The sequence below is a fragment of the Bradyrhizobium erythrophlei genome (genome assembly GCF_900142985.1).
Lineage (GTDB): Bacteria > Pseudomonadota > Alphaproteobacteria > Rhizobiales > Xanthobacteraceae > Bradyrhizobium > Bradyrhizobium erythrophlei_B.
The window spans coordinates 427,961-453,659 of record NZ_LT670849.1 but is presented as its reverse complement, the minus strand read 5'-3'; the positions used below and the strand labels follow the sequence as shown (position 1 = coordinate 453,659).

At 62.0% G+C, this 25,699-nt stretch carries 19 protein-coding genes; 12 read left to right on the top strand and 7 right to left on the bottom strand.

Annotation, left to right across the window (positions count from 1 at the left end):
• The first annotated feature begins 27 nt into the window (after nt 1-27).
• Genes BUA38_RS02000 through BUA38_RS01985 form a run of 4 tightly spaced genes read left to right on the top strand, consistent with a single transcriptional unit; the run spans nt 28 to nt 3,302 of the window.
• Complete coding sequence (locus BUA38_RS02000) at nt 28-906, top strand: branched-chain amino acid ABC transporter permease (protein ID WP_072816438.1); 879 nt, start codon at nt 28-30, stop codon at nt 904-906.
• Nucleotides 906-1,886 carry a branched-chain amino acid ABC transporter permease gene (locus BUA38_RS01995; RefSeq protein ID WP_072816435.1) on the top strand — a complete coding sequence of 327 codons (981 nt, stop codon included), beginning with the start codon at nt 906-908 and terminating at the stop codon, nt 1,884-1,886. Before BUA38_RS02000 ends, BUA38_RS01995 begins: the two co-directional genes overlap by 1 nt.
• Nucleotides 1,883-2,614, top strand: coding sequence for an ABC transporter ATP-binding protein (locus BUA38_RS01990; protein WP_072816432.1), 732 nt, complete (start codon nt 1,883-1,885; stop codon nt 2,612-2,614). Before BUA38_RS01995 ends, BUA38_RS01990 begins: the two co-directional genes overlap by 4 nt.
• Complete coding sequence (locus tag BUA38_RS01985; RefSeq protein WP_072816430.1) at nt 2,598-3,302, top strand: ABC transporter ATP-binding protein; 705 nt, start codon at nt 2,598-2,600, stop codon at nt 3,300-3,302. Before BUA38_RS01990 ends, BUA38_RS01985 begins: the two co-directional genes overlap by 17 nt.
• A 133-nt stretch (nt 3,303-3,435) precedes the next feature.
• Here the strand turns inward: BUA38_RS01985 and BUA38_RS01980 are convergent, their stop codons facing one another.
• Entirely contained in the window at nt 3,436-4,095 is a 660-nt protein-coding gene (locus BUA38_RS01980; protein WP_072816428.1) for an aldolase, read from the bottom strand.
• Nucleotides 4,096-4,194: 99 nt separating this feature from the next.
• Between BUA38_RS01980 and ltnD the strand changes: the two genes are divergently transcribed.
• The 5 genes from ltnD (at nt 4,195) to BUA38_RS01955 (ending at nt 11,716) form a co-directional block, all read left to right on the top strand.
• Nucleotides 4,195-5,109, top strand: coding sequence for an L-threonate dehydrogenase (gene ltnD / locus BUA38_RS01975; RefSeq protein ID WP_072816425.1), 915 nt, complete (start codon nt 4,195-4,197; stop codon nt 5,107-5,109).
• A gap of 14 nt (nt 5,110-5,123) precedes the next feature.
• Nucleotides 5,124-5,906, top strand: coding sequence for a 2-oxo-tetronate isomerase (gene otnI, locus BUA38_RS01970; RefSeq protein WP_072816423.1), 783 nt, complete (start codon nt 5,124-5,126; stop codon nt 5,904-5,906).
• Nucleotides 5,903-7,177, top strand: coding sequence for a 3-oxo-tetronate kinase (gene otnK, locus BUA38_RS01965; protein ID WP_072816421.1), 1,275 nt, complete (start codon nt 5,903-5,905; stop codon nt 7,175-7,177). The genes otnI and otnK overlap by 4 nt, the downstream gene beginning before the upstream one ends.
• A 167-nt stretch (nt 7,178-7,344) precedes the next feature.
• On the top strand, nt 7,345-10,527 hold the full coding sequence (locus BUA38_RS01960; protein WP_072816418.1) for an efflux RND transporter permease subunit: 3,183 nt from the start codon (nt 7,345-7,347) through the stop codon (nt 10,525-10,527).
• Nucleotides 10,517-11,716, top strand: a complete 1,200-nt coding sequence (locus BUA38_RS01955) for an efflux RND transporter periplasmic adaptor subunit (RefSeq protein ID WP_072816415.1) — start codon at nt 10,517-10,519, stop codon at nt 11,714-11,716. Before BUA38_RS01960 ends, BUA38_RS01955 begins: the two co-directional genes overlap by 11 nt.
• Nucleotides 11,717-11,869: 153 nt before the next feature.
• On the opposite strand, the gene BUA38_RS01950 is transcribed toward BUA38_RS01955, so the two are convergent.
• Nucleotides 11,870-13,384, bottom strand: a complete 1,515-nt coding sequence (locus BUA38_RS01950; RefSeq protein ID WP_072825748.1) for an acetyl-CoA acetyltransferase — start codon at nt 13,382-13,384, stop codon at nt 11,870-11,872.
• A gap of 160 nt (nt 13,385-13,544) precedes the next feature.
• On the opposite strand from BUA38_RS01950, the gene BUA38_RS01945 reads away from it, so the two are divergent.
• Nucleotides 13,545-15,203 (top strand): flavin-containing monooxygenase, encoded by a 1,659-nt coding sequence (locus BUA38_RS01945; RefSeq protein ID WP_072816413.1) that lies wholly within the window; start codon nt 13,545-13,547, stop codon nt 15,201-15,203.
• A 169-nt stretch (nt 15,204-15,372) separates the two neighbouring features.
• On the opposite strand, the gene BUA38_RS01940 is transcribed toward BUA38_RS01945, so the two are convergent.
• From BUA38_RS01940 to BUA38_RS01930, 3 genes are all read right to left on the bottom strand, one after another.
• Nucleotides 15,373-16,356, bottom strand: a complete 984-nt coding sequence (locus tag BUA38_RS01940) for a Bug family tripartite tricarboxylate transporter substrate binding protein (protein WP_072816411.1) — start codon at nt 16,354-16,356, stop codon at nt 15,373-15,375.
• A 26-nt stretch (nt 16,357-16,382) separates the two neighbouring features.
• Nucleotides 16,383-17,960: a fatty acid--CoA ligase gene (locus BUA38_RS01935; protein WP_072825747.1), complete on the bottom strand. Its 1,578-nt coding sequence runs from the start codon at nt 17,958-17,960 to the stop codon at nt 16,383-16,385.
• A gap of 94 nt (nt 17,961-18,054) precedes the next feature.
• Nucleotides 18,055-18,927: an SDR family oxidoreductase gene (locus BUA38_RS01930; protein WP_072816408.1), complete on the bottom strand. Its 873-nt coding sequence runs from the start codon at nt 18,925-18,927 to the stop codon at nt 18,055-18,057.
• A gap of 188 nt (nt 18,928-19,115) precedes the next feature.
• Here BUA38_RS01930 and ppc point away from each other — a divergent pair, with 188 nt between their 5' ends.
• Nucleotides 19,116-21,908 carry a phosphoenolpyruvate carboxylase gene (gene ppc / locus BUA38_RS01925; RefSeq protein WP_072816405.1) on the top strand — a complete coding sequence of 931 codons (2,793 nt, stop codon included), beginning with the start codon at nt 19,116-19,118 and terminating at the stop codon, nt 21,906-21,908.
• A 17-nt stretch (nt 21,909-21,925) separates the two neighbouring features.
• On the opposite strand, the gene BUA38_RS01920 is transcribed toward ppc, so the two are convergent.
• Together BUA38_RS01920 and BUA38_RS01915 are read right to left on the bottom strand one after the other, a co-directional pair.
• Nucleotides 21,926-22,975 (bottom strand): SMP-30/gluconolactonase/LRE family protein, encoded by a 1,050-nt coding sequence (locus tag BUA38_RS01920; protein WP_072816403.1) that lies wholly within the window; start codon nt 22,973-22,975, stop codon nt 21,926-21,928.
• A 94-nt stretch (nt 22,976-23,069) separates the two neighbouring features.
• Nucleotides 23,070-24,176: an SMP-30/gluconolactonase/LRE family protein gene (locus tag BUA38_RS01915; RefSeq protein ID WP_072816401.1), complete on the bottom strand. Its 1,107-nt coding sequence runs from the start codon at nt 24,174-24,176 to the stop codon at nt 23,070-23,072.
• Between the two features lie 249 nt (nt 24,177-24,425).
• On the opposite strand from BUA38_RS01915, the gene BUA38_RS01910 reads away from it, so the two are divergent.
• The gene (locus tag BUA38_RS01910; protein ID WP_072825746.1) at nt 24,426-25,670 is read left to right on the top strand and encodes an amino acid ABC transporter substrate-binding protein; all 1,245 of its coding nucleotides are present in this window, start codon (nt 24,426-24,428) and stop codon (nt 25,668-25,670) included.
• Nucleotides 25,671-25,699 lie beyond the last annotated feature (29 nt).

Here is a 25,699-nt window from a genome sequence, read left to right as displayed (position 1 = left end):
AGGTCCACTAATGCGGGGGCAGGGGGCGTGACCGCCGAGACCATTATTCAAAGTCTGGCCAGCGGCCTCTTGATGGGCCTGCTCTACGGCCTGATCGCCGCCGGGCTGGCGCTGATCTTCGGCCTGATGGACGTAGTGAATTTCGCCCACGGCGAATTCCTGATGATCGCGATGTATGTGACGTTCTTCCTGTTCGCGTTCTTCGCGGTCGACCCCTTGCTGTCGGCGCCGCTGGTCGCCGCCGCGCTGTTCGTGTTCGGGGCGGTCGTCTATCTCTTGATTGTGCGGTTTGCGGTGCGGGCCAAAGCCAATGCCGGCATGGTGCAGATCTTCTCGACCTTTGGACTTGCGATCGTGATGCGCGGGCTGGCGCAATATTTCTTCACGCCGGACTATCGCAGCATCACGCACTCCTGGCTCGGTGGCAAAACCATCTCGATCGGCGGCATCTTCCTGCCCGTTCCGCAGCTGTGCGGTGCGTTCGTGGCGATTGCCGCATTCGTCGCGCTCTATTTCTTCATCAATCGCACCGACTTCGGCCGGGCGCTTGAGGCGACGCGTGAGGACGCCGGCGCGGTGGCGCTCGTCGGCATAGACAAGAACCGCGTGTTCGCGCTCGGCTGGGGCTTAGGGGCCGCGCTGGTCGGCCTCGCCGGTGCGATCATGGCGATTTTCTTCTATATTTATCCTGACGTCGGCGCGTCCTTTGCGCTGATCGCCTATGTTACAGTGGCGCTCGGCGGTTTCGGCAGCGTGTTCGGTGCCTTTGCCGGCGGCCTGATTGTCGGCCTTGTCGAGGCCTCCACCGCCCTGATCCTGCCGCCGTCGCTGAAATCGATCGGCATCTACGCGGTCTATCTGCTCGTGGTCTTCGTTCGGCCGCGCGGCCTGTTCGGGTCAATGTGATGGATACGGCTTTCGCCCAGCGCCGTCGCCGCGATCTCATTATCGCCGCCGTCTTTACCGCGATCTCGGCGGCGGTTCCCTTTTTCGTCAAGGACGTCTACGTCCAGAACATCATGGTGCTGACCTTGATGTATGCGGCGTTGTCGCAGAGCTGGAACATCCTGTCGGGCTATTGCGGGCAGATTTCGCTCGGGCATGCGCTGTATTTCGGGCTTGGTGCCTACACCACCGCGTTGCTCTTCACCAAGTTCGGCGTGCTGCCGTGGTTCGGCATGCTCGGCGGCGGCTTGATCTCGGCTGTGATCGCGATGGCGCTGGGCTACCCCTGCTTCCGCCTGCGCGGGCACTATTTCGTTATCGCAACCATCGTCATCGCCGAGACCGCGCTTCTATTGTTCCAGAACTGGGACTGGGCAGGCGCGGCGCTTGGCATCGATATCCCGGTGCGCGGCGATAGCTGGCTCAAATTCCAGTTCACCCGCAGCAAACTGCCGTATTTTTATTTCGCACTCGCGCTCGCCTGCATCGCCTGGCTCGTGACCTGGTGGCTGGAAGATTCGAAGTGGGGCTATTGGTGGCGCGCGGTGAAGGACAATCCGGATGCCGCCGAAAGCCTGGGCGTCGTGGTGTTCAATTCCAAGATGGGCGCGGCGGCGGTCTCGGCGTTCCTCACGGCGATCGGCGGCAGCTTCTATGCCCAGTTCGTCTCCTATATCGATCCCGAAAGCGTCATGGGCTTTCAGTTCTCGCTTCTGATGGCGCTGCCCGCAGTGCTCGGCGGCATCGGCACGCTGTGGGGTCCGGTGCTGGGCGCGGTCATTCTCATTCCGCTCACGGAATTGACGCGCTCGTTCATCGGCGGCTCCGGCCGCGGCGTCGATCTGATCGTCTACGGCACGTTGATCGTTTTGATTTCGCTCGCGCGCCCCCAAGGGCTGGTCGGATTGTTTTCGCCGAAGCGCAAGGAAATCGCCCGATGACCGCGCTGTTGGAAACTAAAGGCATCTGGCAGCGCTTCGGCGGCCTTGTCGCCAACAGCGATGTCTCGATCTCGGTCGGGCGCGGCGAGATCGTAGGCCTGATCGGCCCCAACGGCGCCGGCAAATCGACCTTGTTCAACCTGATCGCGGGTGTTTACACGCCGACCCAGGGCTCGATCATCTTCGACGGCGAGGACGTCACGGGGCTGTCGGCGGCCGAACGCTGCGAGCGCGGCGTCGGGCGCACCTTCCAGGTCGTCAAAAGCTTCGAGACCATGACGGTGATCGATAACGTCATCGTCGGCGCCTTGATCCGCACCACCGTCATGCGCGAGGCGCGCCGCAAGGCCCATGAGGTGCTGGAGTTCTGTGGCCTGGCGGGGCGGGCGAATACGCTCGCCAGCCAGTTGATCCCGTCGGAAAAGCGCCGTCTCGAAGTGGCGCGCGCGCTTGCGACCGAGCCGAAATTGCTGCTGCTCGACGAAGTCCTGACCGGGCTGACGCCGATCGAGGCGCAGACCGGCGTTGAACTGGTTCGCAAAGTGCGCGCCACCGGCGTCACCGTGTTGATGGTCGAGCATGTCATGGAAATCGTAATGCCGCTGGTCGACCGCGCCATCGTGCTCGATCTCGGCAAGGTTCTGGTCGAAGGCAAGCCGAGCGAAGTCGTTCGCGATCCGAAAGTGATCACGGCCTATCTTGGGGATCGTCATGCTGTCGGTGCGTGAAGTCACCACTGCCTATCAGGGGCTGGTCGCGATCTCCTCAGTCTCGATCGAGGTCGAGAAGGGGGAAGTCGTTGCGGTGGCGGGCGCCAACGGCGCCGGAAAGTCCACGCTTCTGAAGACGATCGCCGGCGCCGAACGGCCGCGTTCCGGCAGCGTCACCTTCGATGGCGCCCGCATCGACGGCATGGCGCAGCACCTGATCACCGCGCGCGGCATCGCCTACGTACCGGAGAACCGCCGTCTGTTTCCGCGGCTCTCGGTGCACGACAATCTGCGTCTCGGCAGCTATCTCTACCGCGGCAAGGTGGATCGCGAGGGGCCGCTTGATCTGGTCTTCAAGCTGTTTCCGCGGCTCTCCGAGCGGCTGGAGCAGCGCGCCGAAACGTTGTCGGGTGGCGAGCAGCAGATGCTGGCGATCGGCCGCGCGCTGATGACCCGGCCTCGGCTTTTGATGCTGGACGAGCCGTCGCAAGGCATCATGCCAAAACTCGTTGACGAGATCTTTCAGGCGGTCAAGCGCATCCGCGATACCGGCGTGACGGTTCTGATCGTCGAACAGCGCATCGCCGAATGCCTCGACATCGCCGACCGCGCCTACATCCTGCAAACCGGCCGCTTGCAGATGCAGGGCACCGCGTCCGAGATCATGAGCAATCCGGACGTGCGCAAGGCGTATCTCGGATTGTAGTCTCGTGTCCCGGACGCGTCGCGGCATGAAATGACGCGACGCATAGCCGGGACCCACGTTTCCATGTTGGCCCCGGATCAGCAGCGCACCACGCCGCAAGCGCGACGTGCTGCGCAGCATCCGGGGCACGAGGTCAATGCTGGTGATCGTCCGGCAATTTCAGCTCGAACACCTTCGTCAGATCCGCCACCTGCGCCGGCGTGAGATAACGGGGATTCAAGCCGCGCAACAGCAGATAGAGCTTTGCGGTTTCTTCCAGTTCCTCGACCGCGAATACCGCGGCTTCCAGCGTGTCGCCGGAAACGACCGGGCCGTGGTTGGCAAGCAGCACTGACGAATATTTTCCCGCGAGACCCTTGATGGCGTCGGCCACGGCCGGGTCGCCGGGCCGGTAATAGGGCACAAGCGCGGTCGCGCCGCATTTCATCAGGTAATAGGCCGTCATCGGCGGCAGCGCCGCGCGCGGATCGATTTCCGGCAGCATCGAGAGTGCGACCGAATGGGTCGAGTGCAGATGCACGACAGCCCGCGCAGGTGCGCGTGTCTCGTACAGCGCGCTGTGCAACGGCACTTCCTTGGTCGGGGCGTCGCCGGAAAGCAACTTGCCGGCCGCATCCAGCCGCGACAGCCGAACTGGGTCAAGGAAGCCGAGCGAGGCGTTGGTCGGCGTCACCAGCCAGCCGCCATCGTCGAGCTTGACCGAAATATTGCCCGAGGAGCCCGGCGTCAGGCCGCGCTCGAATAGCGAACGGCCCAGCCGGCAGATTTCCTCGCGGATTTTTGTTTCGCTCATGGTGGCGTTCCCTTTGTCTCATTATGTCTCACGCTTTGGCAGCGCGGCCAAGCCGTGATAGGCAGGGGTTAAATTCGTAAAACCTAAGGGAAACGCCGCATGTCCTCTTCCGCCAAGCCGCGCATTGCCGTGATCGGGTTGGGCTCGATGGGTTACGGCATGGCCTCTGCGCTCAAGCGCGCCGGATTTGAGGTCACAGGTTGCGACGTGGCGGCGGAAACTGTTCAGCGGTTCGTGTCCGAAGGCGGCGAGGGCGCCAGGACGCCGGCCGACGCCGCCCGAGATGCCGACATCGTCGTCAGCGTGGTCGTCAACGCCGCGCAGACCGAAACCATTCTGTTCGGCAAGGACGGCGTCGCGGAGACGTTGGCGAAGGGCGCGGTGTTTGTTTCGTCGGCAACCATGGACCCTGAGATCGCCAGAAGGCTTGCGAAACAACTGGAGACAACCGGCCGGCATTATCTCGACGCGCCGATTTCCGGCGGCGCGCAACGCGCGGCGCAGGGCGAACTGACCATTCTGGCCTCGGGCAGCGCGGCGGCCTTTGCCGGCGCGCGGCCGGCGCTCGATGCGATGGCCGCCAAGCTCTATGAACTCGGCGATGCCGCGGGCCAAGGCGCGGCCTTCAAGATGATCAACCAACTCCTTGCCGGCGTTCATATCGCGGCGGCCTCGGAGGCGATCGCGTTTGCCGCCAAGCAGGGCCTCGATATCCGCAAGGTCTACGAGGTCATCACGGCGTCCGCCGGCAATTCCTGGATGTTCGAAAACCGCATGCCGCACGTGCTCGATGGCGACTATACGCCACGCAGTGCGGTCGAGATTTTCGTCAAGGACCTTGGCATCATCCAGGACATGGCCCGATCAGCGAAATTCCCGGTGCCGGTCTCGGCTGCGGCCTTGCAAATGTTCCTGATGACGGCGGCGTCAGGCATGGGCCGCGACGACGACGCATCGGTGGCGCGGATGTATGCGCGCGTCACCGGTACGAAACTCCCCGGCGAGCCGAACTAACAAGAGGACCTCCGATGCCCCGCTTTGCAGCCAATCTGACGCTGATGTTCAACGAGGTGCCGTTCCTCGATCGTTTCGAGGCGGCAGCGAAAGCCGGCTTCACGGCGGTGGAGTTCCTGTTTCCCTATGCTTATCCGGTCGAGGAGATCGGCAAGCGCCTGCACGGCAACGGCCTGACGCAAGCCTTGTTCAACCTGCCGCCGGGCAATTGGGACGCAGGCGAGAAGGGCTTTGCGGCGCTGCCGGAGCGCTTTGACGATTTGAAGCAGAGCCTCGTTACAGCGTTGCCTTACGCGCGAGCGACCGGCGTCAAGCGCCTGCACCTGATGGCGGGGCTGGCCGACCGGAAGGACCCGAAGGCGCTTGCGGCATTCAGGAAGTCCGTGACCCATGCCGCGGAATTTTTTGCGCCCCACGGCATCGACGTCGTGCTCGAGCCGCTCAACGCCCGCAACACGCCGAACTATTTTCTCAATGATTTCGGTTTTGCGCGCGATATGATCCAGGATTTGAAAATTCCGAACCTGAAATTGCAGTTCGACATCTATCACTGCCAGATCCTGCATGGCGACGTGACCATGCGGCTGCGCGAGATGATGCCGATCACGGGCCACGTCCAGATTGCGAGCATTCCCTCGCGCCACGAGCCCGACGACGAAGAGCTGAACTACCCGTTCCTGTTCGCCGAGCTCGATCGTCTTGGCTATGACGGCTTTGTCGGCTGCGAATATAATCCGCGCGGCAAGACCACCGATGGCCTTGCCTGGTTCAAGCCGTATGCGGGAGCGAGGCCGTGAAGCTTGCGCTGGGCTGTATCGCCGACGACTATACCGGCGCCTCCGACCTCGCCAACACGCTGACGCGCGCCGGCCTGCGCACCGTGCAGACGATCGGCGTTCCCTCCGACAAGCTTGAACTGCCCGACGTCGATGCGGTCGTGGTGTCGCTGAAGAGCCGCTCGATCGAGGCTCGCCTTGCGGTGACGCGCTCGCGCGATGCCGACAAATGGTTACGCGGCCGCGGCGCGGAACATGTGCTGTTCAAGATTTGCTCGACCTTCGATTCCACCGATGCCGGCAATATTGGCCCCGTGATGGATGCGCTGCGCGGTGATTCCGGCGACAAGATCGTCCTCGTCACGCCCGCCTTTCCCGAGACCAAACGTACCGTCTACCAGGGCAATCTGTTCGTCGGGCCGGTGCCGCTGAATGAGAGCCCGCTAAAGGATCACCCGCTCAACCCGATGCACGATTCAAATCTCGTGCGGGTGCTGGCGCGCCAGAGCAAGACCAAAGTCGGACTCGTCGATCTCTCGACCGTGGTTCGCGGGCCCGAAGCGGTGCGGTCGCATCTGGCCGATCTTGCCGCCAAGGGGATCGGCGCTGCGATCATCGACGCCGTGTTTGATCTCGACCTGGAGACGATTGGGGCCGTTGCGCTCGATCACCGGCTGTCGGTGGGCGCGTCCGGCATCGGGCTTGGCCTGGCGCGGGCTCTCGTAGCTGCGGGGAAAGGCGAGACGGATGCCGGCAGAAGCGCGCAAGCGCCGGTCGGCGGCCCGGCGGCGTGTCTGGCGGGCAGTTGTTCCCAGGCGACGTTGCAGCAGATCGCCAACGCCGAAGAGAGTATGGCCGTCCTTCATCTCGACCCCGATCGTATTGTCACGGGGCAGGACGAAATTAAGCGCGCGCTTGCCTGGGCTGCGCAAAGAATCACGGAAGGTCCGATCTTGATCGCCTCGAGCTCGACGCCGGATCAGGTCGCAGCCCTGCAATCCCGTCATGGCCGCGATGCAGCCGGGCATGCTATCGAGCAAGCGATGGCCGATATCGCCGAAGGTCTGCTGCAGCGCGGCGTGCGGCGGCTCGTGGTTGCGGGTGGCGAAACTTCAGGCGCTGTCGTCGATCGTTTAGGCATCCCTGGTTTTCTGGTCGGTCCGGAAATCGCGGCAGGCGTTCCGGTATTGCGCGCTGTCGGCGCCAGGGAAGGCGAGATGGTTCTTGCCCTGAAATCAGGCAATTTCGGCGGTCCACGATTCTTTAACGACGCCCTCGACCTGATGCATTAACCGGAAACGGTCACATTCCAGGCGGGCGGGCGTTTCGCGTCAGAAACAAGTTCGCGTGGAATTGAAGGGATTTGACGTTTCCGTTGTTAGCTATTTGACGGCATTTCGGGTAAATGCCGCAGTGCATCATTATCATCCGATAAGTTAGACCCAGGAATGCCTGTGCCATGACTGAACTGGTCCGTATTGCCCTGAACCGGCCATACACATTCGTCGTGCTCGCGCTGCTGCTCCTGATTATCGGGCCGCTGTCGGCCATGCGGACGCCGGTCGATATCTTCCCGGATATCCGGATACCGGTCATCGGCGTCATCTGGCAGTACACGGGTTTGCCGCCGGATCAGATGTCCGGCCGCATCATCACCCAATATCAGCGAATTCTGACGACGACCGTCAACGACATCGAGCATATCACGGCGAACTCCTATAACGGCATCGGCATCGTCAAGATCTTCTTCCAGCCGAACGCCGACATCCGCACCGCCAACGCGCAGGTTACGTCGGTCTCGCAAACGATCCTCAAGCAGATGCCGCCGGGCGCGACGCCGCCGTTGATCCTCAACTACAGTGCTTCGACGGTTCCGATCATTCAGCTCGCGCTGTCGGGCGAGGGGCTCACCGAGCAGATCCTCGGCGACATCGCCATCAATCAGTTGCGCACGCCGCTGGTGACCGTGCCGGGCGCCGCGATCCCGTATCCCTACGGCGGCAAGCAGCGTCAGATCCAGATCGACGTCGATCCGCAGAAGCTGCAGTCGCTGGGATTGTCCGGGCAGGACGTTGCCAATGCGCTTGCCGCCCAGAACCTGATTCAGCCGGCCGGCACCTCGAAGATCGGCAGCTTCGAATACGTTATCCAGGTCAACAACTCGCCGCTGAAAGCCGGCGAAATGGGCGATCTGCCGATCAAGGTCGTCAACGGTGCTACCGTTTATATCCGCGACGTCGCGACTGTGCGCGATGGCAATCCGCCACAAACCAACGTCGTGCACGTCGATGGCAATCGCTCCGTGCTGATGATGGTGCTGAAGAACGGCTACACCTCGACGCTCGACATCATCGCCGGCATCAAGGCCAAAGCTGCTGCCTACAAGGATTCACTTCCTGATGCCCTGAAGATCGGTTTTGTCGGCGACCAGGGCGTTTTCGTCGCCGCCTCGATCGAAGGCGTGGTGCGCGAAGGCGTCATCGCCGCCGTGTTGACCAGCGTCATGATCCTGCTGTTTCTGGGAAGCTGGCGCTCGACGATCATCATTGCGACCTCGATCCCGCTCGCCGTGTTCGGCTCGATCATCATGCTGGCGGCGATCGGCGAAACCCTCAACATCATGACGCTGGGCGGCCTCGCACTGGCGGTCGGTATTCTCGTCGACGAAGCCACGGTGACGATCGAGAACATCAATTGGCATCTGGAACAGGGCAAGGAAGTTCGCCCGGCGATCCTCGACGGCGCGCAGCAGATCGTGGTGCCGGCCTTTGTGTCGCTGCTTTGTATCTGCATCGTGTTCATTCCGATGTTCTTCCTGCAGGGCATTCCGCGCTTCCTGTTCGTGCCGATGGCGGAAGCGGTGATCTTCGCGATGATCTGGTCGTTCATCCTGTCGCGAACGCTGGTGCCGACGATGGCGATGTATCTGCTGAAGCCGCATCAGCACGAACATGGCGCGGTGTTGCCGCCGACGCGGAATCCGCTGGTCATGTTCCAGCGCGGCTTCGAGCGCGGCTTCGAGAGCTTCCGCAGCGCTTACCGCGATCTCTTGACGCTCGCTCTGCATCACCGTCCGACCTTCGTGGTCGGTTTCCTGGCGTTTGTCGTGGCTTCGTTCGCGATGGTGCCTTATCTCGGGCAGAACTTTTTCCCGTCGGTCGATGCCGGCCAGATCCTGATGCATGTGCGCCTCCAGGTTGGCACACGGCTGGAGGAAAGCGCCAACCAGTTCGCCGACATCCAGAAGGCGATCAAGAAGATCATCCCGCCCGATCAGATCGAGACGATGACCGACAATATCGGCATGCCGATTTCGGGCATCAACATGACGTACAACAATACCGGCGTGATGGGTCCGCAGGACGGCGACATCCAGATCAAGTTGAAGGAAGATCATCCGCCGACTGAAAACTACGTGAAGGCGATGCGGGAACAGCTTCCGCAGCTTTTCCCTGGAACGTCGTTTGCATTTCTCCCGGCGGACATCGTCAACCAGATCCTGAATTTCGGTGCACCGGCGCCGATCGACTTGCAGGTCAGGGGCAACAATTTGAATGCGAATTTCGAATACGCCACCAATCTGTTGAACCGGATTCGCAAGATTCCGGGGGTCGCGGACGCGCGCATTCAGCAGTCCACGAAGAACCCGACTTTCAACATCGATGTGGACAGAACACGCGCGCAATATGTCGGCCTGACCGAGCGCGACGTCGTCAACAGCCTTACCGTCAACCTGTCGGGCAGCGGGCAGGTGGCGCCGACCTACTATCTCAATCCCGACAACGGCGTGAACTACTCGGTGGTGATGCAGACGCCGCAGTATCAGGTCGATTCCTTGAGCTCGCTGCAAACGTTGCCGATCACGTCCAGCCAACCGACGCAGGCGCCGATTCTGGGCGGCGTGGCCAGTATTTCGCGCTCGACGTCGAGCGCGATTGTTTCCCAATACGACATCCAGCCGTTGGTGCAGATTTTCGCGACCCCGCAGGGACGCGACCTCGGCGGTATCGCCGCCGACGTCAACAAGCTGATCGCGGCGACCGCCAAGGATGTGCCGAAGGGCTCGACGGTCGTGCTTTCCGGTCAGGTGCAGACCATGAACAGTTCGTTCTCGGGTTTGCTGTTCGGCCTGCTGGGCGCGATCGTGCTGGTCTATTTCCTGATCGTCGTGAACTTCCAGTCCTGGTCCGACCCGTTCGTGATCATCACGGCGCTGCCTGCGGCGCTCGCAGGCATCGTCTGGATGCTGTTTACGACCCATACGACGATGTCGGTTCCGGCGCTGACGGGCGCGATCATGTGCATGGGTGTTGCCACCGCCAACAGCGTGCTCGTGATCAGCTTTGCCCGCGAGCGCTATGAAGAACTGGGCGACCCCGTCGCCGCCGCCATCGAGGCCGGTTTCGTCCGTATCCGTCCGGTGCTGATGACGGCGCTCGCCATGATCATCGGCATGCTGCCGATGTCGCTGGGCCTCGGTGAAGGCGGCGAAGCCAATGCCCCGCTGGGCCGGGCCGTGATCGGTGGCCTGATGTTCTCCACCGTTGCGACGTTGATGTTTGTTCCCGTGGTTTTCAGTATGTTACATAAGAAACAGGACGCCAAAGCCGTCGTCCAATCGGAGACTGAGAATGCCCACTGAAGCTGAAACTCGCAAACCAGTTTCGCGCCGGAAACTGGGCATCTTCGGTGTCGTCGCCGTCGTCGGCGCGTTGACACTGGTCGTTACCGGGATCCGCGCCCGGGAAGACACCAACGTCAAGCTGAAGGAATGGACGGACGACCAGGCCGCACCGGCGGTTGCCGTGGTCTATCCCGATCCCGGCGCGCTGACGGCCTCGCTCGACCTGCCGGGCCGTTTGGAGGCCTATTATCGCGCCCCGATCTTCGCGCGCGTCAACGGCTACGTGAAGAGCTGGAACGCCGACATCGGTGCACGGGTGAAGGCCGGCGACGTGATCGCCGAAATCGATGCCCCGGACCTCGATCAGCAGCTGCTCCAGGCGCGCGCCGATCTGACCAATCAGCAAGCGAGCGCGAAGCTGTCGGAAGTCACGCTGGCCCGTCGCAAGACGCTGATCGCGTCGAACTTCGTTTCCATGCAGGAAATCGACGAGCGTACCGCCGACCTCTCCAACAAGAATGCCGCCGTCAACTCGAGCCAGGCCAACGTGGAACGGCTCGAGGCGCTCGCCGGTTACAAGAAGATCACCGTGCCGTTCGACGGCATCGTGACCGCGCGCAATACCGACGTTGGCGCGCTGATCAATGCCGGCGGCGGCAGCGGCCCGCCGATGTTCATCATCTCGGACATCAAGAAACTGCGCGTCTATGTCAACGTGCCGCAGAACTACGTGCCTTCGGTCAAGATCGGCGCCAAGGCCAAGATCGCAGTGCCGGAATATCTGACCCGGGCGTTTGAAGCGACCGTCGAAGCTTCGGCCCAGTCGGTCGACGTCAATTCTGGCACGACGCAGATGCAGCTTGGCCTCGATAACAGCGCGGGCGAATTGATGCCGGGCGGCTTTGCCAATGTGAAGCTGGTGCTTCAGCGCGAGGGCGTGCCACTGCATATTCCCGCCAGCGCCCTCATCTTCGACCAGAAGGGCCTGCGGGTGGCGACCGTCACGCCCGACAACAAGATCCTGTTCAAGCCGGTGACGATCGCACGCGACCTCGGCCGTGATATCGAACTTGCCGGTGGTGTGACGGTGGAAGACCGCGTCATCAGCACGCCGCCCGATGGCATCGTCGATGGTGATCCGGTGCGCGTCGTCAGCACCAAGGGCCGTCCGGCGACGGCGACAGCCAAGCAGGGCGAGAAGGGGTAGAAGCGGCCCTGACGGACCTTGCCGTGCCCCGGATGCTGCGCAGCGTGCAACGATGCGCTGCTGAGCCGGGGCCTATTTCAGGGACACCACGCGATCATGGGTCCCGGCGCTGCGGAGCAGCGCTTCGCGCCGCACCGCGTCCGGGACACGAGGTTATCCCACCCGCCATTCCAGCACGCCATCGTCGGCGCGAGAAATCGCGCCGGACGAGCCGATCGGACTGCGGTCGATATTCAGTAGATGCGCCAGCGTCTGGCGGTCGTGGGCAGGCACCCGCGCCAATGTGCGCGAATTATCCTCCGTCCGCAGCATCACCACGCCATGCTCGATCTCGTTGTCGCGGCCGTAGATCGCGGTGAAGCTTTCGACGGTCGCCTGGCCGCCGGCCTCCGTCACAAATGGCGGCACCGGCCCGCGATGGCGATCAGCCTCGTGCTGAACGCTGGTGTCCTGCGCCAGCGGCTCTGACGGCGCGTCCCGTGACAAGATCAGTGCGTGGTGCTTGGTGACAAAGCCACCCTGGCCGTAGAGCAGGCCGAGTTTAACGCCGCCGCGCAGCTTTCGCACCATGGCGCAAGCCGCGTGGGTCATATAGGTGTTGAGCGGTGCGCCGAAGAACGTCAGCCCGCCGGTGACGGTCGGCATGACGTCCGCGCCCAACCCGAGCGTGCGGCGCGCCATCTTCGGGACGCAGGGAAAGCAGCTATAAAGTTCGATCGCGCCAAAGGCCTCGGCGCGGCCGCCGGCGAGATCGAGAGTTGCCGTCAGCACCGCGTTCTGGGCATGGCTTTCAACGAACTGGTCGCGCTCGAGGTAGTCGCGCGGCTCTTGCGCCGATGCGCCACCGACGAGGTAGACCAGTCTGTGCTCGGCGATGCCGGCCGCACGCGCTTTGGCGAGATTCGTCAGCAAGAGCGCGCCACCCATATTGACGGTCGGATTGGCGACCATGAGCTTGGTATAGGGCCACGCGATCAGCCGATTGTCGGCCGAAGGCGTCGTGATCTCTTCCGGCGTGAAGCGCCGTTTCAGCCAGGCATTCGGATTTTCGCCAGCCGCTTGCGAATAGGCCGACCACAACGCGCCGGATTCGGCCATCGCCTCGCGCGGTGTCTTGCCCCAATGCGCTGCGGCGGCCGCTTCGTAAAATGGATAGACGCTGACGGGGCGGAACACGCCAAGCTTGACGGCGAGCGGCTTCTGGAATGCCGCACCGCGCTTGGGCTCCTCGACATCGTGAGCGAACGGCGTCCAGGGCAGCGTGACGCCGGCCCGCTCGGCCCTTGTCGCCGTGCTCTGCGCTTCGGCGCCGCAGACCGCCGCCACGCTGCATTCGCCGCGCGCGATGCGCTGGGCCGCTTCATGCAGGTGGCGGATCGGACTTTCACCGCCGACCGGCCCATAATAGACGTGCTTCGGCCGGATACCGAGCCGCGATGAAAGCAGCTGTTCCGGCTCGCGATAGCGCCAGCTGAGAAAATTGACGACGTCGAGCGAGTCGATCTCGCCGAGCCATTTCACGCCGCTGTCAGCTTCGGCCCGCTTGAGCGCCTCAACCAGCAGAACGAGCGGCTCGAGGCCATCCGTGATCTCGCTCGGCCGGTCGGTGATTTCACCGATGCCGACGATGACGGGAGTTCGGTCCGCGGGCGGGTGCGACGGGCTCATTTTGCGTGTCCTCCCGAGCAGCATGTATCACGCCGCCGGCCGGCAAAGAAGAATGCGTGTCCCGCGACGTAGAATATCGCGCAGTCATTTTCCTGCTTGCGATTTTGCCTCGCCGGGAGAATGCTTGCGCTCAATGAATAAGACTTGAGGGAGCGCCTTGATGTCCACCGCGCCATCCGTTCCGAACCAAGGCCGGGAAGAGGCCTTCGACGTCGTGGTGGTCGGCGCCGGTTTTGCCGGACTCTATATGCTCTACCGGCTGCGCGGACTGGGGTTCTCGGCGCACGTCTACGAGCAGGGCGCCGGCGTCGGCGGCACCTGGTACTGGAACCGGTATCCCGGCGCGCGCTGCGACGTCGAAAGCATGCAATACTCCTATTCGTTCTCGGAAGAATTGCAGCAGGAATGGAACTGGAGCGAGCGTTACGCGTCGCAGCCGGAAATCCTGGAATACGCCAACCATGTCGCCGATCGCTTCAACCTGCGCGCCGACATCTCGTTCAACACACGCGTCGAGCGCGCCGAATTCAATGAGGTGAGCGGCACGTGGAGCCTCACGGTTTCCAATCACCGTCCGGTGCGCGCAAGATTTGTCGTGCTGGCGACGGGGTGTCTGTCCAACGCCAGAATTCCGGACATCAAGGGTTTGTCCGAATTCACCGGCAAGGTCTATCACACCGGCCAATGGCCGCATGAGAGCATCGATTTCGCGGGCCAGCGTGTCGGCGTTGTCGGCACCGGTTCTTCTGCGATCCAGTCGGTGCCGTTGATTTCTCAACAGGCGAGCCACCTTTTTGTCTTCCAGCGCACGCCGAATTTCTCGATTCCCGCCCGCAATGTGCCGCTGACCGAACAAGCGCGCGATGCGTTCCGCGAGAATTATCCCGAGATCAGGCGCTTTGCGCGGGAGGAAACGCGCAACGGCATCTATACCGAACTTCCCGATCGCGGTGCGTTCGATGACGGCGAAAATGCAAGGCGGGCTCGATACGAGGATCGCTGGGCCAGGGGCGGATTGCCGTTTCTGGTTGCGTACAACAATCTCGTGATCGACAAGGCCGCCAACGACACCGCCGCCGAATTCGTTCGCGGCAAGATCGCGGAGACCGTTAGGGATCGCGAGACGGCGAAGTTGTTGCAGCCTGAAAATTATCCGTTCGGTTCCAAGCGCCTTTGCGTCGACACCGACTATTACGCAACCTTCAACCGGCCCAATGTGACGTTGGTCGATATCAGCGCCGGCGGCATCGAGGAAATCCTGCCCGGCGCGGTCCGTGCGGGTGGGCGGGACTATGAGGTCGATGCGCTGGTGCTGGCGACCGGATTCGACGCGATGACCGGCTCGGTGGCAAAGATCGACATTCGCGGCCGCGGCGGCATGACGCTGAATCGAAAATGGGCCGAAGGTCCGAAAACCTATCTCGGCCTGATGAGCGGAGGTTTCCCCAATCTCTTCATCATCACTGGCCCCGGCAGCCCGTCGGTGCTTAGCAACATGATTGTCTCGATCGAGCAGCATGTCGACTGGATTGCCGATTGCCTCGCGTCCATGCGCGAACGAGGCCATGCGATCATCGAAGCCGCGGCCGAGGCGGAAGACAAATGGGTCGCCCATGTCAACGAAGTCGCGCAGATGACGCTCTATCCGCAGGCGAACTCCTGGTACATGGGCGCCAACATTCCCGGCAAGCCGCGCATCTTCATGCCCTATATCGGGGGCGTCGGCGCCTATCGCCGCATCTGCGACGAGGTCGCGGCCAAGGGTTATCGCGGTTTTGCGATGACGTCGGCGGAGACAGCGGGGATCGCGGCGGTCTAGTGCCGCCTATTTGAAGTTCCTGCACCACAAGCGGCGAATTCGATCCAGGAACTTCAAATAGCAAAGCGGCACTAGAATCATAGATTGCTAGTGCCCATAACTTTCCGAAGTTCGTGAAAGGTGCGTGCTGAGGTGTAACACGAACTTCGGAAAGTGGGCACTAGAGCCGTCACTCCACCTGGATGCCGGTCTCCTCGATCACACGCTTCCATTCGCGGGCCTGTTCGTCGAGCGCGGCCGCGAACGTTTCCGGCGTTCCGGCCCGGACATCGACCCCGATGCCGTCAAGGCTGGCGCGGACTTCCGCCGACCGAAGCGCCTCATTCACCGCGCTGTTGAGCCGCATGACGATCGCCCGTGGGGTTCCGGCAGGCGCAAGCAGGCCGAACAGAACCTCTTCCGGAAAACCGAGGATGCCGACCTCGCGCATCGTCGGGGTTTGCGGCAATTCCGGCCACCGCTCCTTGCTGGTCACGGCAAGCGCCTTCAGTTTTCCGTCCTTGAACTGTGGCAGCAGATTGGACTTGTTGTTGACGACCATTTCGATGTGACCGCCCAGCGCATCCGTTACCGCGGGCGCACCGCCCTTGTAGGGCACGAACAGGATGTCGGTGCCGGTCTTCAGCTTGAAATACTCGCCGGCAAACTGCGTGTAGATGCCGGGCGAGGCGCCGTATTTCAGTTTTCCCGGATGATCCTTCGCGTAAACGATGAATTCCTTGAAGTTATCGGCGGGCACGCGCGGCGAGAGCGCGATGGCAAGCGAATCGATGCAGACCACTGCGATCGGCGCAAAGGACTTGACCGGGTCGAAGCCGAGATCGGTGAAGATCGCACCGATCGCATTGACGTTGGTGCCGCCGAGCAACAAGGTGTAGCCGTCGGGCGTGGCGGCCGCGACCACCTTGGCACCGATCCGGCCTCCCGCGCCCGGATGGTTTTCAACCACGACGCCCTTGCCGAACCTGGTCGCCAGCGATTGCGCGATCAGCCTCGCCGCCACATCGGTGGGCCCGCCGGCAGGGAAGGGCACGACGATCTTGATGGTTCGCTCGGGATAATCGCCGGCGCTTGCGTGCAAGGGAAGGCCGATCGCGAGCAGCGCGAGCAAGCCAAGCGTGCGCGCATACCATCGTGGTCCCTGACCTTGCATTCCGCTTTTCTCAGCTTCCCTGTTGCTCAATTCACCTGTCGCTCTTTTCCTGCCCAATAAGGATCGCGCAGAAGGCGGCGCAGAATCTTGCCGGAAGCATTACGAGGCAAGGCGTCGATGAAATCCACTGACTTCGGCGTCTTGAATGCCGCGATACGCGTGCGCGTGAAGCCAATAATATCTGCTGCGGTCGTCTGCCTGCCCGGTCTTAACACCACGACCGCTCTCACCGTCTCGCCCCAGGTATCGTCCGGTATGCCGATGACGGCGGCTTCGGCGACATCGGGGTGGTCGCAGACGGTGCTCTCGACTTCGGCCGGGTAGATATTTTCGCCGCCGGAGATGATCATGTCCTTGATGCGGTCTTGTATGTAGAGATAGCCGTCCGTGTCGATGTAGCCGGCGTCTCCGGTGCGCAGCCAGCCGTCACGGTCGATGGTCTTGGCCGTCGCTTCCGGTGAATTCCAGTAACCCACCATGTTGGAGCCGGACCTGGTTGCGATCTCGCCGACCTGACCGCGTGGCAAGTGCTTGCCGTCGACGTCGAGGATTGCAAGCTCGACGCCCGGAAGCGCCTTGCCGGCGGAACGCATCCGCTCCAATCCCTCGACATGATCTTCGGGCGCAAGCGCGACAATGCTGCCTGTGGTCTCAGTCATGCCGTAGACCTGTACAAAGCCACAGCCGAACACCTCGATACATTCCTTGAGCAAAGCCGCGGGAATCGGGGAAGCACCGTACAGAATGTACTTCAGGCGCGAGAAATCGATGGTGCGCGCGCGGGGCTGCCGAACCATAAACTGCATCGCGGCCGGGACCAGGAACAGCTTGGTGATTTGGTCGTGTTCGATGAAATCGAGCACGCGGGTAGGATCGAACTCCCGGGCGATCACACCCTTGGCGCCGTGATAAAGGCCAAGCAGTCCCCAGCCGGAGCCGCCGATATGGAAGATCGGCATGGCTACCAGCGAGACGTCGTCCGCGGTCCATCGATTCCAGTCGGCGTCTTCGCCGTCGCCGTTCTCGAGCAGATTGAGGAGGTTGGCGTGCGACAGCATGGCGCCCTTCGGCTTTCCGGTCGTGCCCGAAGTATAGAGCTGGATCGCAACGTCGTTTCGGCCGATTTCGATCTCCGGATCGTCAGGACTTTGTGCATCCCGCCAGGCCGGATAGTCCTGCCATTCGCCCGCGCCACCTTCGGTCGCAATCGCCACGCGCAACTCCGGCAGCAGCGTGCGAATGCCGCGAACCTGCTCCACGCATTCAGGGCCGACGAAGAGAACGGGCGCTTTGCAATCTGCCACGATGAAGGCGATCTCGGGCGCAGCCAGCCGCCAATTGACCGGGGTCATCACCACATTGGCTTTCATGGCGCCCAGCAAAAGTTCGAAATAGGCGTCGCTGTTCTTGCCGAGATAGGCGATCCGCTCGTGCGGGCGAAGGCCAAGTGCGATCAACCCGTTGGCGACGCGGTTGGTCAGAATATCGAATTCCGCGAAACTGGTCCGGCGTCCATCGAATTCGAAGGCTGCTGCGCTAGCTCGCGACTTCGCAAGCCTATGCACCATGTCGGCAAGGTTTGTCGGCTGCTCCGAAGCGGCCATGTCTTCCTCCCGGCCCATCATTTTGTGCAGGAGTTTGGCGGCATCTGTCGCCAAAGACAATAGCGCCTCGCCACGGCCTTTCGCCGCGATAATTTCATTGCCTTGCCGCGCGGTCTTTTTCGTTCTGCGCCTTGATTGCTTCTTTGGCCTGGTTCCAGTCGGCGTCGGACCATTCGCGCAACTGATAGAAGTTGCCGCCCATGGCGAGGGCCTGGCCGCCGTCCATGGCGATGGTCTCGCCGTTGATCCAGTCGCAGCCGCCCGAAATCAGGAACACGGCGAGATTTTGCAGTTCCTCCATGGTCCCGACGCGGCCCATCGGATTCATCGCCTTGGTGCGGGCGCCTGCTTCGTCGCCCGGCTTGATTCGCTTGCTCATGCCTTCGGTCGGAATTTCACCCGGCGCAATCGTGTTCAGCCGGATGCCATAGCGGCCCCATTCGGCCGCCAGCGACATCGTCATGGCATGCACTGCCGACTTGCTCATGGCTGAGGGCACCACATAGGGGCTGCCGTTGCGGACCCAGGTGACGGTGATCGACACCACATTGCCGGGCAGCTTGCTGGCAATCCAGCGCCGGCCGACGGCATGGGTGACATAGAACGTGCCGTGCATGACGATATTGGCGACCGCATCGAAACCGCGCGGCGAGAGCTCTTCGGTGCGGGCGATGAAATTGCCGGCCGCGTTATTGATGAGGTCGGTCAGCGGCGCGTCCTTGAAGATCGCGTCGACCATTTCGTCGACGGCAGCCGCGTTGCGGATATCGACGCCGTGGCTGGTGACGCGGCCGCCATGGAGGTCCATCAATTCGGTCGCGGTCTCGTCGCAGACGCTCTTGCGGCGTCCGCAGATATGGACCTCGGCGCCGAGCTGAAGGAAGCGGGCGGCCATCGCCTTGCCGAGCCCGGTGCCGCCGCCCGTGACCAGGATTCGGCGATCCGCGAGAAGTTTGTCGCTGAACATGACCGGATCCTCCCGCTTATGGTTACGTCGCTGTTAGCGGATAAGAACCGGGCCAAGCTTCCCTGTAAAGCTTTATCGGGCGGGGCCCAACGTGACACGAGCAGGCAGGTCGCCCGTTTCTTGGTCTTGCGCTGCGCCGCAAAAATTGCGACTCAAAGGGAGCCGGCAGCTTCTGGAGCATTGCAGCGATGTCTTCTCAGATCGTGCTTTCTGACACCGGGCTGGAATCCGGCCGCAACGAGGAAAGCGCCGCCCTCGAGGAAGACGTCCGGCTGCGAAACGATATCCGCCTGCTCGGGCGCATTCTGGGCGACACCGTCCGCGACCAGGAAGGCGCCGATGTCTTCGACCTGGTCGAGCGTATCCGCCAGACCTCGATCCAGTTCCATCGTGGCGACGACAAGGCGGCGAGGGGCGAGCTCGAGCGCATCCTCGACAGTATGTCGATCAGCCAGACGCTGCGTATCGTTCGCGCCTTCAGCTATTTCTCGCACCTCGCCAACATCGCCGAAGACCAGAACAATATTCGCCGGATGCGGCAAAGCTCCAAGGCGGCCGAAACGCCGCGGCCAGGAACGCTGGCGAGGACGCTGCTGCATGCGCGCACGGCCGGTATCAGCACGGCGAATTTGCGCAAGTTCTTTGATTCCGCGCTGGTCAGTCCGGTGCTGACCGCGCATCCGACCGAGGTCCGCCGCAAAAGCACCATTGACCGCGAAATGGAGATCGCGGCCGTTCTCGATCAACGCGAGCGGGTGCAGTTCACCCCGGAAGAGATCGCTGCCAGCGACGAGCAGTTGCGGCGCGCGGTGCTGACGTTGTGGCAGACCAACCTTCTGCGTCGGACCCGCTTGACCGTGCTCGACGAGGTCGCCAACGGCCTGTCTTTTTACGACTACACCTTCCTGCACGAGGTTCCACGGCTGCATTGCCGGCTTGAGGATCGGCTGAACGAGGGTGGTGCCCAGGGCGAACTCGCCTCTTTCCTGAAGATGGGAAGCTGGATCGGCGGCGACCGCGACGGCAATCCTTTCGTCACCGCTGAAGTCATGCGCGGCACGCTGAAGATGCAGGCGAGCCGGGTGATCCGCTTCTATCTCGACGAATTGCACGTGCTCGGTTCCGAGCTGTCGCTCGCGGCACACCTGGCCGACGTCTCCAAAGACCTGCGGGCGCTCGCCGAAAAATCGCCCGACAAGTCGCCGCATCGAAGCGGTGAGCCTTATCGTCTGGCGGTCTCGGGCATCTTTGCGAGGCTGACCGCAACCGCCGCGCGGCTGGAGGTCGAGACCACGCGCCCCGCGGTCGGTGAGGCCGCGCCCTATGCCAGCGTCGGCGAATTCAAGGCCGATCTGGAAATTCTTTCTCGCTCTCTTCTCGGAAACAATTCGCGGGTGATTGCGCGCGGACGGTTGCGTCACTTGCGCCGCGCCGTGGACTGTTTTGGTTTCCATCTCGCGCGCCTCGATATCCGGCAGAATTCGGCCGTGCATGAGCGCACGGTCGCCGAACTGATCGATGCCGCGATGCCCGGAAAGTCCTATCTTGCGATGAACGAGGAGGCGCGTATCGCGCTTCTCGCCAACGAGCTCCACAATACCCGCCCGCTGACCTCGGCCTTCGTCAAATACAGTGAGGAAACCATCGGCGAACTCGCCGTGTTCCGCGCCGCCGCCGAAGCCCATGCCAGGTATGGGGAGGAAGCGATCCCCCAATGCATCATCTCGATGTGCAAGGGCATCTCCGACATGCTCGAGGTCGCAGTGTTGCTGAAGGAGGTCGGCTTGGTCGATCCCTCCGGCCGCAGCGCGATCAATATCGTGCCGCTGTTTGAGACCATCGAGGACTTGCAGGCCTCCAGCCACATCATGGACCGCATTCTGTCGATGCACGATTACCGCAAGTTGGTCGACAGCCACGGCTCGGTGCAGGAAGTCATGCTCGGCTATTCCGACAGCAACAAGGATGGCGGGTATGTCACCTCGGGCTGGGAGCTCTACAAGGCCGAGATTGGTCTCGTGGAGGTGTTTGAGCGGCATCACGTGCGGCTCCGTCTGTTCCACGGCCGTGGCGGATCGGTCGGACGCGGCGGCGGCCCGAGCTATGACGCGATCATCGCGCAGCCGGGCGGCGCCGTGAACGGCCAGATCCGGATCACGGAGCAGGGCGAGATCAACTTCAACAAATACGCCAATGCCGATGTCGGCCGCGACAATCTCGAAGTTCTCGCCGCCGCGACGCTGGAAGCGAGCCTGCTGCACCCAAGGCAAAGCGCGCCGCGCCCGGAATATCTGAAGGCGATGGACCAGTTGTCGGATTACGCCTTCAAGGCCTATCGCGGGCTCGTTTATGAGACCGACGGATTTACCGACTATTTCTGGGCGTCAACGGTCATCACCGAAATCGCCACGCTGAACATCGGCAGCCGTCCGGCTTCGCGCAAGAAAACCCGAGCGATCGAGGATTTGCGCGCCATCCCCTGGGTATTCAGCTGGGCGCAATGCCGCCTGATGCTGCCGGGATGGTATGGATTTGGCAGCGCGGTCGAGGCGTGGCTGAAGGAAAATCCGGACAGCGGCATGGCGTTCCTGAAAGAACTTTATCAGGAGTGGCCTTTCTTCCGCACGCTGCTCTCGAACATGGACATGGTGCTGGCCAAAAGCTCAATCGCGATCGCCTCGCGCTATGCTGAGCTCGTGCCGGATGTGGCTCTGAGAGATAGAATATTCGAGCGAATTCGCCGGGAATGGCAAGGCTCGATCGACAGGCTGCTCGAGATCACCGGGCAGACCCGGTTGCTGGAAAGCAATCCGTCGCTCGAACGTTCGATCCGCCACCGCTTTCCCTACATGGATCCGTTGAACCACGTGCAGGTCGAGCTTCTGAAGGAGCACCGCGCGCAGAACCCCGACGAGCAGGTGCTACGCGGCGTCCAGATCACGATCAACGGCATTTCCGCCGGCTTGAGGAACAGCGGCTAAAACTTCTTGGCACGTCCTCAGCAGTTGTGCGCGCCCTGCGTCTCCACGTAAACCGCGTAGAGCGACTGGCTCGCGGTCATGAACAGACGGTTTCGTTTCTTGCCGCCGAAGCAGAGATTGGCGCAGCATTCTGGCAGGCAGATTTGACCGATCCGCTGGCCGTCATCGGGCGCAAAAACCTGCACGCCGTCATATCCTTCGCCGACCCATCCGGCGCCGACCCAGATATTGCCTTCGGTGTCGACGCGCAGGCCATCGGGGAAGCCGGTTCTGCCGTTGAGCGCCATATCGATCAAGGGCCGCGGATTTGAGAGCTTGCCGCCATCGAGATCGTATTGCCAGACGACGTTCTTGGCCTGCGGGTAGTGCGTGATCCCGCTGTCGCAGATATAGACCTTCCTGTAATCGGGACTGAAGGCGATGCCGTTCGGCTTGAACGCGTCGTCCGCGACCTTGCCGATCTCGCCGGTCTGCGCATCGACGCGATAGACCGCTTCCTTCTGATAAGGCTGGATCGAACCGTCGGTGGTCCGTTGTCCCTCGTAAAGGACGATCGCGCCATAGCCGGGATCGGTGAACCAGATCGAACCGTCGCCCGGATGGACCACCACATCATTGGGTCCATTCAACGGTTTGCCATTGGCGCGCTCGGCCAGCACGGTGGTTGATCCGTTATGCTCGAAGCGAACCACGCGCGTTCGCTCGCAGGTTATTTGCCGGCCCTGAAAATCGAAGGTGTTGCCGTTGGCTTCGTTGGTCGGTTTGCGGAAATCGTCGGAGATATATCCGCCACCGTCTTCGAGATACCGCAGCTGCCGGTTGTTCGGAATGTCGCTCCAGACGAGATACTGGCCCTGCGCGTTCCAGGCCGGTCCTTCGGCCCACAGGCAACCGGTATAGAGCCGTTTGATGGCGGTGTTGCCAACCTTGGCCTTGAAACGCATGGGATCGATGACGACGATATCCGGATCGGGATAACGCTGCGGCGGGGCGTTGGGCCCGAAGTCGCGTGCAGCGCGCGTATCGCTGCGGCGGCCCATACCGGCGGTACCCTCGTCGTTTGCCATTTTTCCTCCGGACTTTTCTTGATGCGATCCCTACAAAGCATTTCGGGACGCGGCGAGGCGTCCCGAACACGCAACCTAACGCCAAGCGCAGATATCAGCAATTATGCGCGCCTTGCGTTTCGACATAGACCGCATACAGCGACTGGCTGGCGGCCATGAACAGGCGGTTTCGCTTCTTGCCGCCGAAGCAGAGATTGGCGCAGGTCTCGGGCAGGCGGATCTGGCCGATCCGCTGGCCATCCGGCGCAAAGATCTGGACGCCGTCATAGCCGTCGCCAACCCATCCGGCGCCGACCCAGATGTTGCCTTCGGTATCGACGCGCAAGCCATCCGGAAAACCGGATTTGCCATCCAGCGTCATGTCGATCAGGGTGCGCGGGTTCGAAAGCTTGTCGCCATTCAGGTCGTATTGCCAGACGATGTTCTTGGCCTCCGGATAGTGCGTGATGCCGGTGTCGCAGACATAAACTTTCTTGTAGTCGTGGCTGAACGCGATGCCGTTCGGCTTGAACGGCTCGTCGGCGACTTTGGTCAACTGGCCGGTCTTCGCATCGAGCCGGTAGACCGCTTCTTTCTGATAAGGCTGCACCGTGCCGGTATTGCTCTTCTGGCCTTCGTAGATGCTGATGGCCCCGTAGCCGGGATCGGTGAACCAGACCGAACCGTCGTTCGGATGCACGACCATATCGTTCGGCCCGTTGAGCGGCTTGCCGTTGGCCTGCTCGGCGAGCACGGTGAGCGAACCATTGTGTTCGTAGCGCACCAGCCGTGTCCGCTCGGCGGTGATTTGCCGGCCCTCGAAATCGAAGGTGTTGCCGTTGGCTTCGTTGGAGGGCTTGTGGAATTGCTCGGAGATATGCCCGTCATCGTCGAGATAGCGAAGCTGGCGGTTGTTCGGAATGTCGCTCCACAGGAGATATTGGCCTTGCGCGTTCCAGGCGGGTCCCTCGGCCCACAGGCAGCCGGTATACAGGCGCTTGATCGAGGTATTGCCGACCTTGGCCTTGAAGCGCTTGGGATCGATGACAACGATATCGGGATCGGGATAGCGCTGAGGTTCCGCGCCACGGCCGAAGTCGCGAGCAGAAGCGCCGGTCGTTACCACCGACATCGCCGCGATGGCAGCAGCGCCGCGCAGGAGGTGACGGCGATCGACGCCGTCGGGTTGCAGGGCGTCTTGAGACGGTATTTTGTTTGTCATGTTTTTCCTCCCGAGTTTTTTTGTTTGGGCGGCAAGCCTCCCCTGGAAATCCGGCGTAATGCGGGCAGAACAACCGCAGGTCGAGGAGGTCAGGCGATGACCGCTTTGAGTTCGCCTCCGATGCAAGATGTCGCGGGCCGCTAAGCGGCTTATTCCTAATATCTATTGCGGAGGTGAGGGCGCTTGTATCCCGGCAACCCGCCGGGCTATGGTCCGCCGGAACATAAAGAAAAAAGCCGGGAGGACGTTATGTTGAGGGTGATGGGTGCGGCGCTTGCCGGGTTGGTTTTTGCCGCCCAGGCCTATGCCGCGGATGCGCCGACGGAAATCAAGATCGGTACCCTCTATGCATCTTCCGGGCGTTTTGCCTCGATTTCGATGCCGGTTTTCAGCTCACTCAAACTGTGGGTCGATCTGAAGAATGCCGATGGCGGGGTCTATGTAAAAGCCTTCGACAAGAAGCTGCCGGTCAAGCTCGTCGCCTATGACGACCAGAGCAACACGGCGACGGCTTCCACGCTCTATAATCAGCTCATCACCCAGGACAAAGTCGATCTGTTGGCGGCTGACTCAGGCTCGGTCTTGACCGCGCCGGCGGTTGCGATCGCGCGCGACCGCAAGGTGTTCCTGTTCGACCAGACCGGCACCGGCGCCAGCTTCTTTTCCAAGGACAATCCTTATATCGCGCTGATGGCGGATCCGGTCTCGACCATCTGGCCGAAGCCGGTTGCCGACTTCGTCACCCATGACGGGCCGGCGCTTGGCATCAAGAAGATCGCGATTCTCTATTCGACCAACGAATTCACCGGCACCCAGGCCAATGCCTTCCGCAAGTTCGTCAAGGATTCCGGCGCTCCGATCGAAATCGTCTACGACCAGGGCGTCCCGACCGAGACGACGAACTACACCGTCATCATCAACAACATCGTCAACACGCAGCCGGATGCGGTGATTCATTTCGGCTACGCCCCGAACGACATCGCCTTCCTGCGAAACGTCGCCGACGTCGGCGTCAAGTTCAAAATGACGTTTGCCATCTACGCGGGCCTCGAGAAGGAGCTTCTCGAGAAGAACGTTGGCGCCAAGGGACTCGAACACGTGTTCACCTACGTGCCGCCGTCGGATCTGGAATATCCGGTCAACTTCGGCATGAGCCTCGGTGAATACCGGGCTGCCTGGGACAAGAAGTATACCGACGGCAAGCTTGAATTCGGCCTCAATGCGATCGCCGGTTACACGACCGGGCTCGTCATCGAGAAAGCGCTCTCGGTCGCGACCAGCCTCGATCAACTCGAGATTCGCCGCGCCGTGTTCAGCCTGTCCGGAAACCTCAAGACGCTGTGCGGACCTTTCGAGCTCGACGAGACGGGCGGCCAGATCGGCGAGTTGACGCCGCTCGGGCAGCTCGAATTCGACGATCATGGGCACGTCAAATTCGTTTCGGTCTATCCGCACGAGGTCGCCAACGGCAAGCCGGTCTATCCGCGCCCATGAGCTTGCTCTGTTTTGAACAGCTAGCGCCC

Coding starts and splice junctions, on each gene's coding strand:
- BUA38_RS01930 (WP_072816408.1), bottom strand. CDS start 18,927: ATGTTCAGCGACAAACTTCTCGCGGATCGCCGAATCCTGGTCACGGGC.
- BUA38_RS01955 (WP_072816415.1), top strand. CDS start 10,517: ATGCCCACTGAAGCTGAAACTCGCAAACCAGTTTCGCGCCGGAAACTG.
- BUA38_RS01935 (WP_072825747.1), bottom strand. CDS start 17,960: ATGGCCGCTTCGGAGCAGCCGACAAACCTTGCCGACATGGTGCATAGG.
- BUA38_RS01910 (WP_072825746.1), top strand. CDS start 24,426: ATGTTGAGGGTGATGGGTGCGGCGCTTGCCGGGTTGGTTTTTGCCGCC.
- BUA38_RS01915 (WP_072816401.1), bottom strand. CDS start 24,176: ATGACAAACAAAATACCGTCTCAAGACGCCCTGCAACCCGACGGCGTC.
- BUA38_RS01945 (WP_072816413.1), top strand. CDS start 13,545: ATGTCCACCGCGCCATCCGTTCCGAACCAAGGCCGGGAAGAGGCCTTC.
- BUA38_RS01985 (WP_072816430.1), top strand. CDS start 2,598: ATGCTGTCGGTGCGTGAAGTCACCACTGCCTATCAGGGGCTGGTCGCG.
- ltnD (WP_072816425.1), top strand. CDS start 4,195: ATGTCCTCTTCCGCCAAGCCGCGCATTGCCGTGATCGGGTTGGGCTCG.
- ppc (WP_072816405.1), top strand. CDS start 19,116: ATGTCTTCTCAGATCGTGCTTTCTGACACCGGGCTGGAATCCGGCCGC.
- BUA38_RS01990 (WP_072816432.1), top strand. CDS start 1,883: ATGACCGCGCTGTTGGAAACTAAAGGCATCTGGCAGCGCTTCGGCGGC.
- BUA38_RS01950 (WP_072825748.1), bottom strand. CDS start 13,384: ATGAGCCCGTCGCACCCGCCCGCGGACCGAACTCCCGTCATCGTCGGC.
- BUA38_RS01995 (WP_072816435.1), top strand. CDS start 906: ATGGATACGGCTTTCGCCCAGCGCCGTCGCCGCGATCTCATTATCGCC.
- BUA38_RS01920 (WP_072816403.1), bottom strand. CDS start 22,975: ATGGCAAACGACGAGGGTACCGCCGGTATGGGCCGCCGCAGCGATACG.
- BUA38_RS01980 (WP_072816428.1), bottom strand. CDS start 4,095: ATGAGCGAAACAAAAATCCGCGAGGAAATCTGCCGGCTGGGCCGTTCG.
- otnI (WP_072816423.1), top strand. CDS start 5,124: ATGCCCCGCTTTGCAGCCAATCTGACGCTGATGTTCAACGAGGTGCCG.
- BUA38_RS01940 (WP_072816411.1), bottom strand. CDS start 16,356: ATGCAAGGTCAGGGACCACGATGGTATGCGCGCACGCTTGGCTTGCTC.
- BUA38_RS01960 (WP_072816418.1), top strand. CDS start 7,345: ATGACTGAACTGGTCCGTATTGCCCTGAACCGGCCATACACATTCGTC.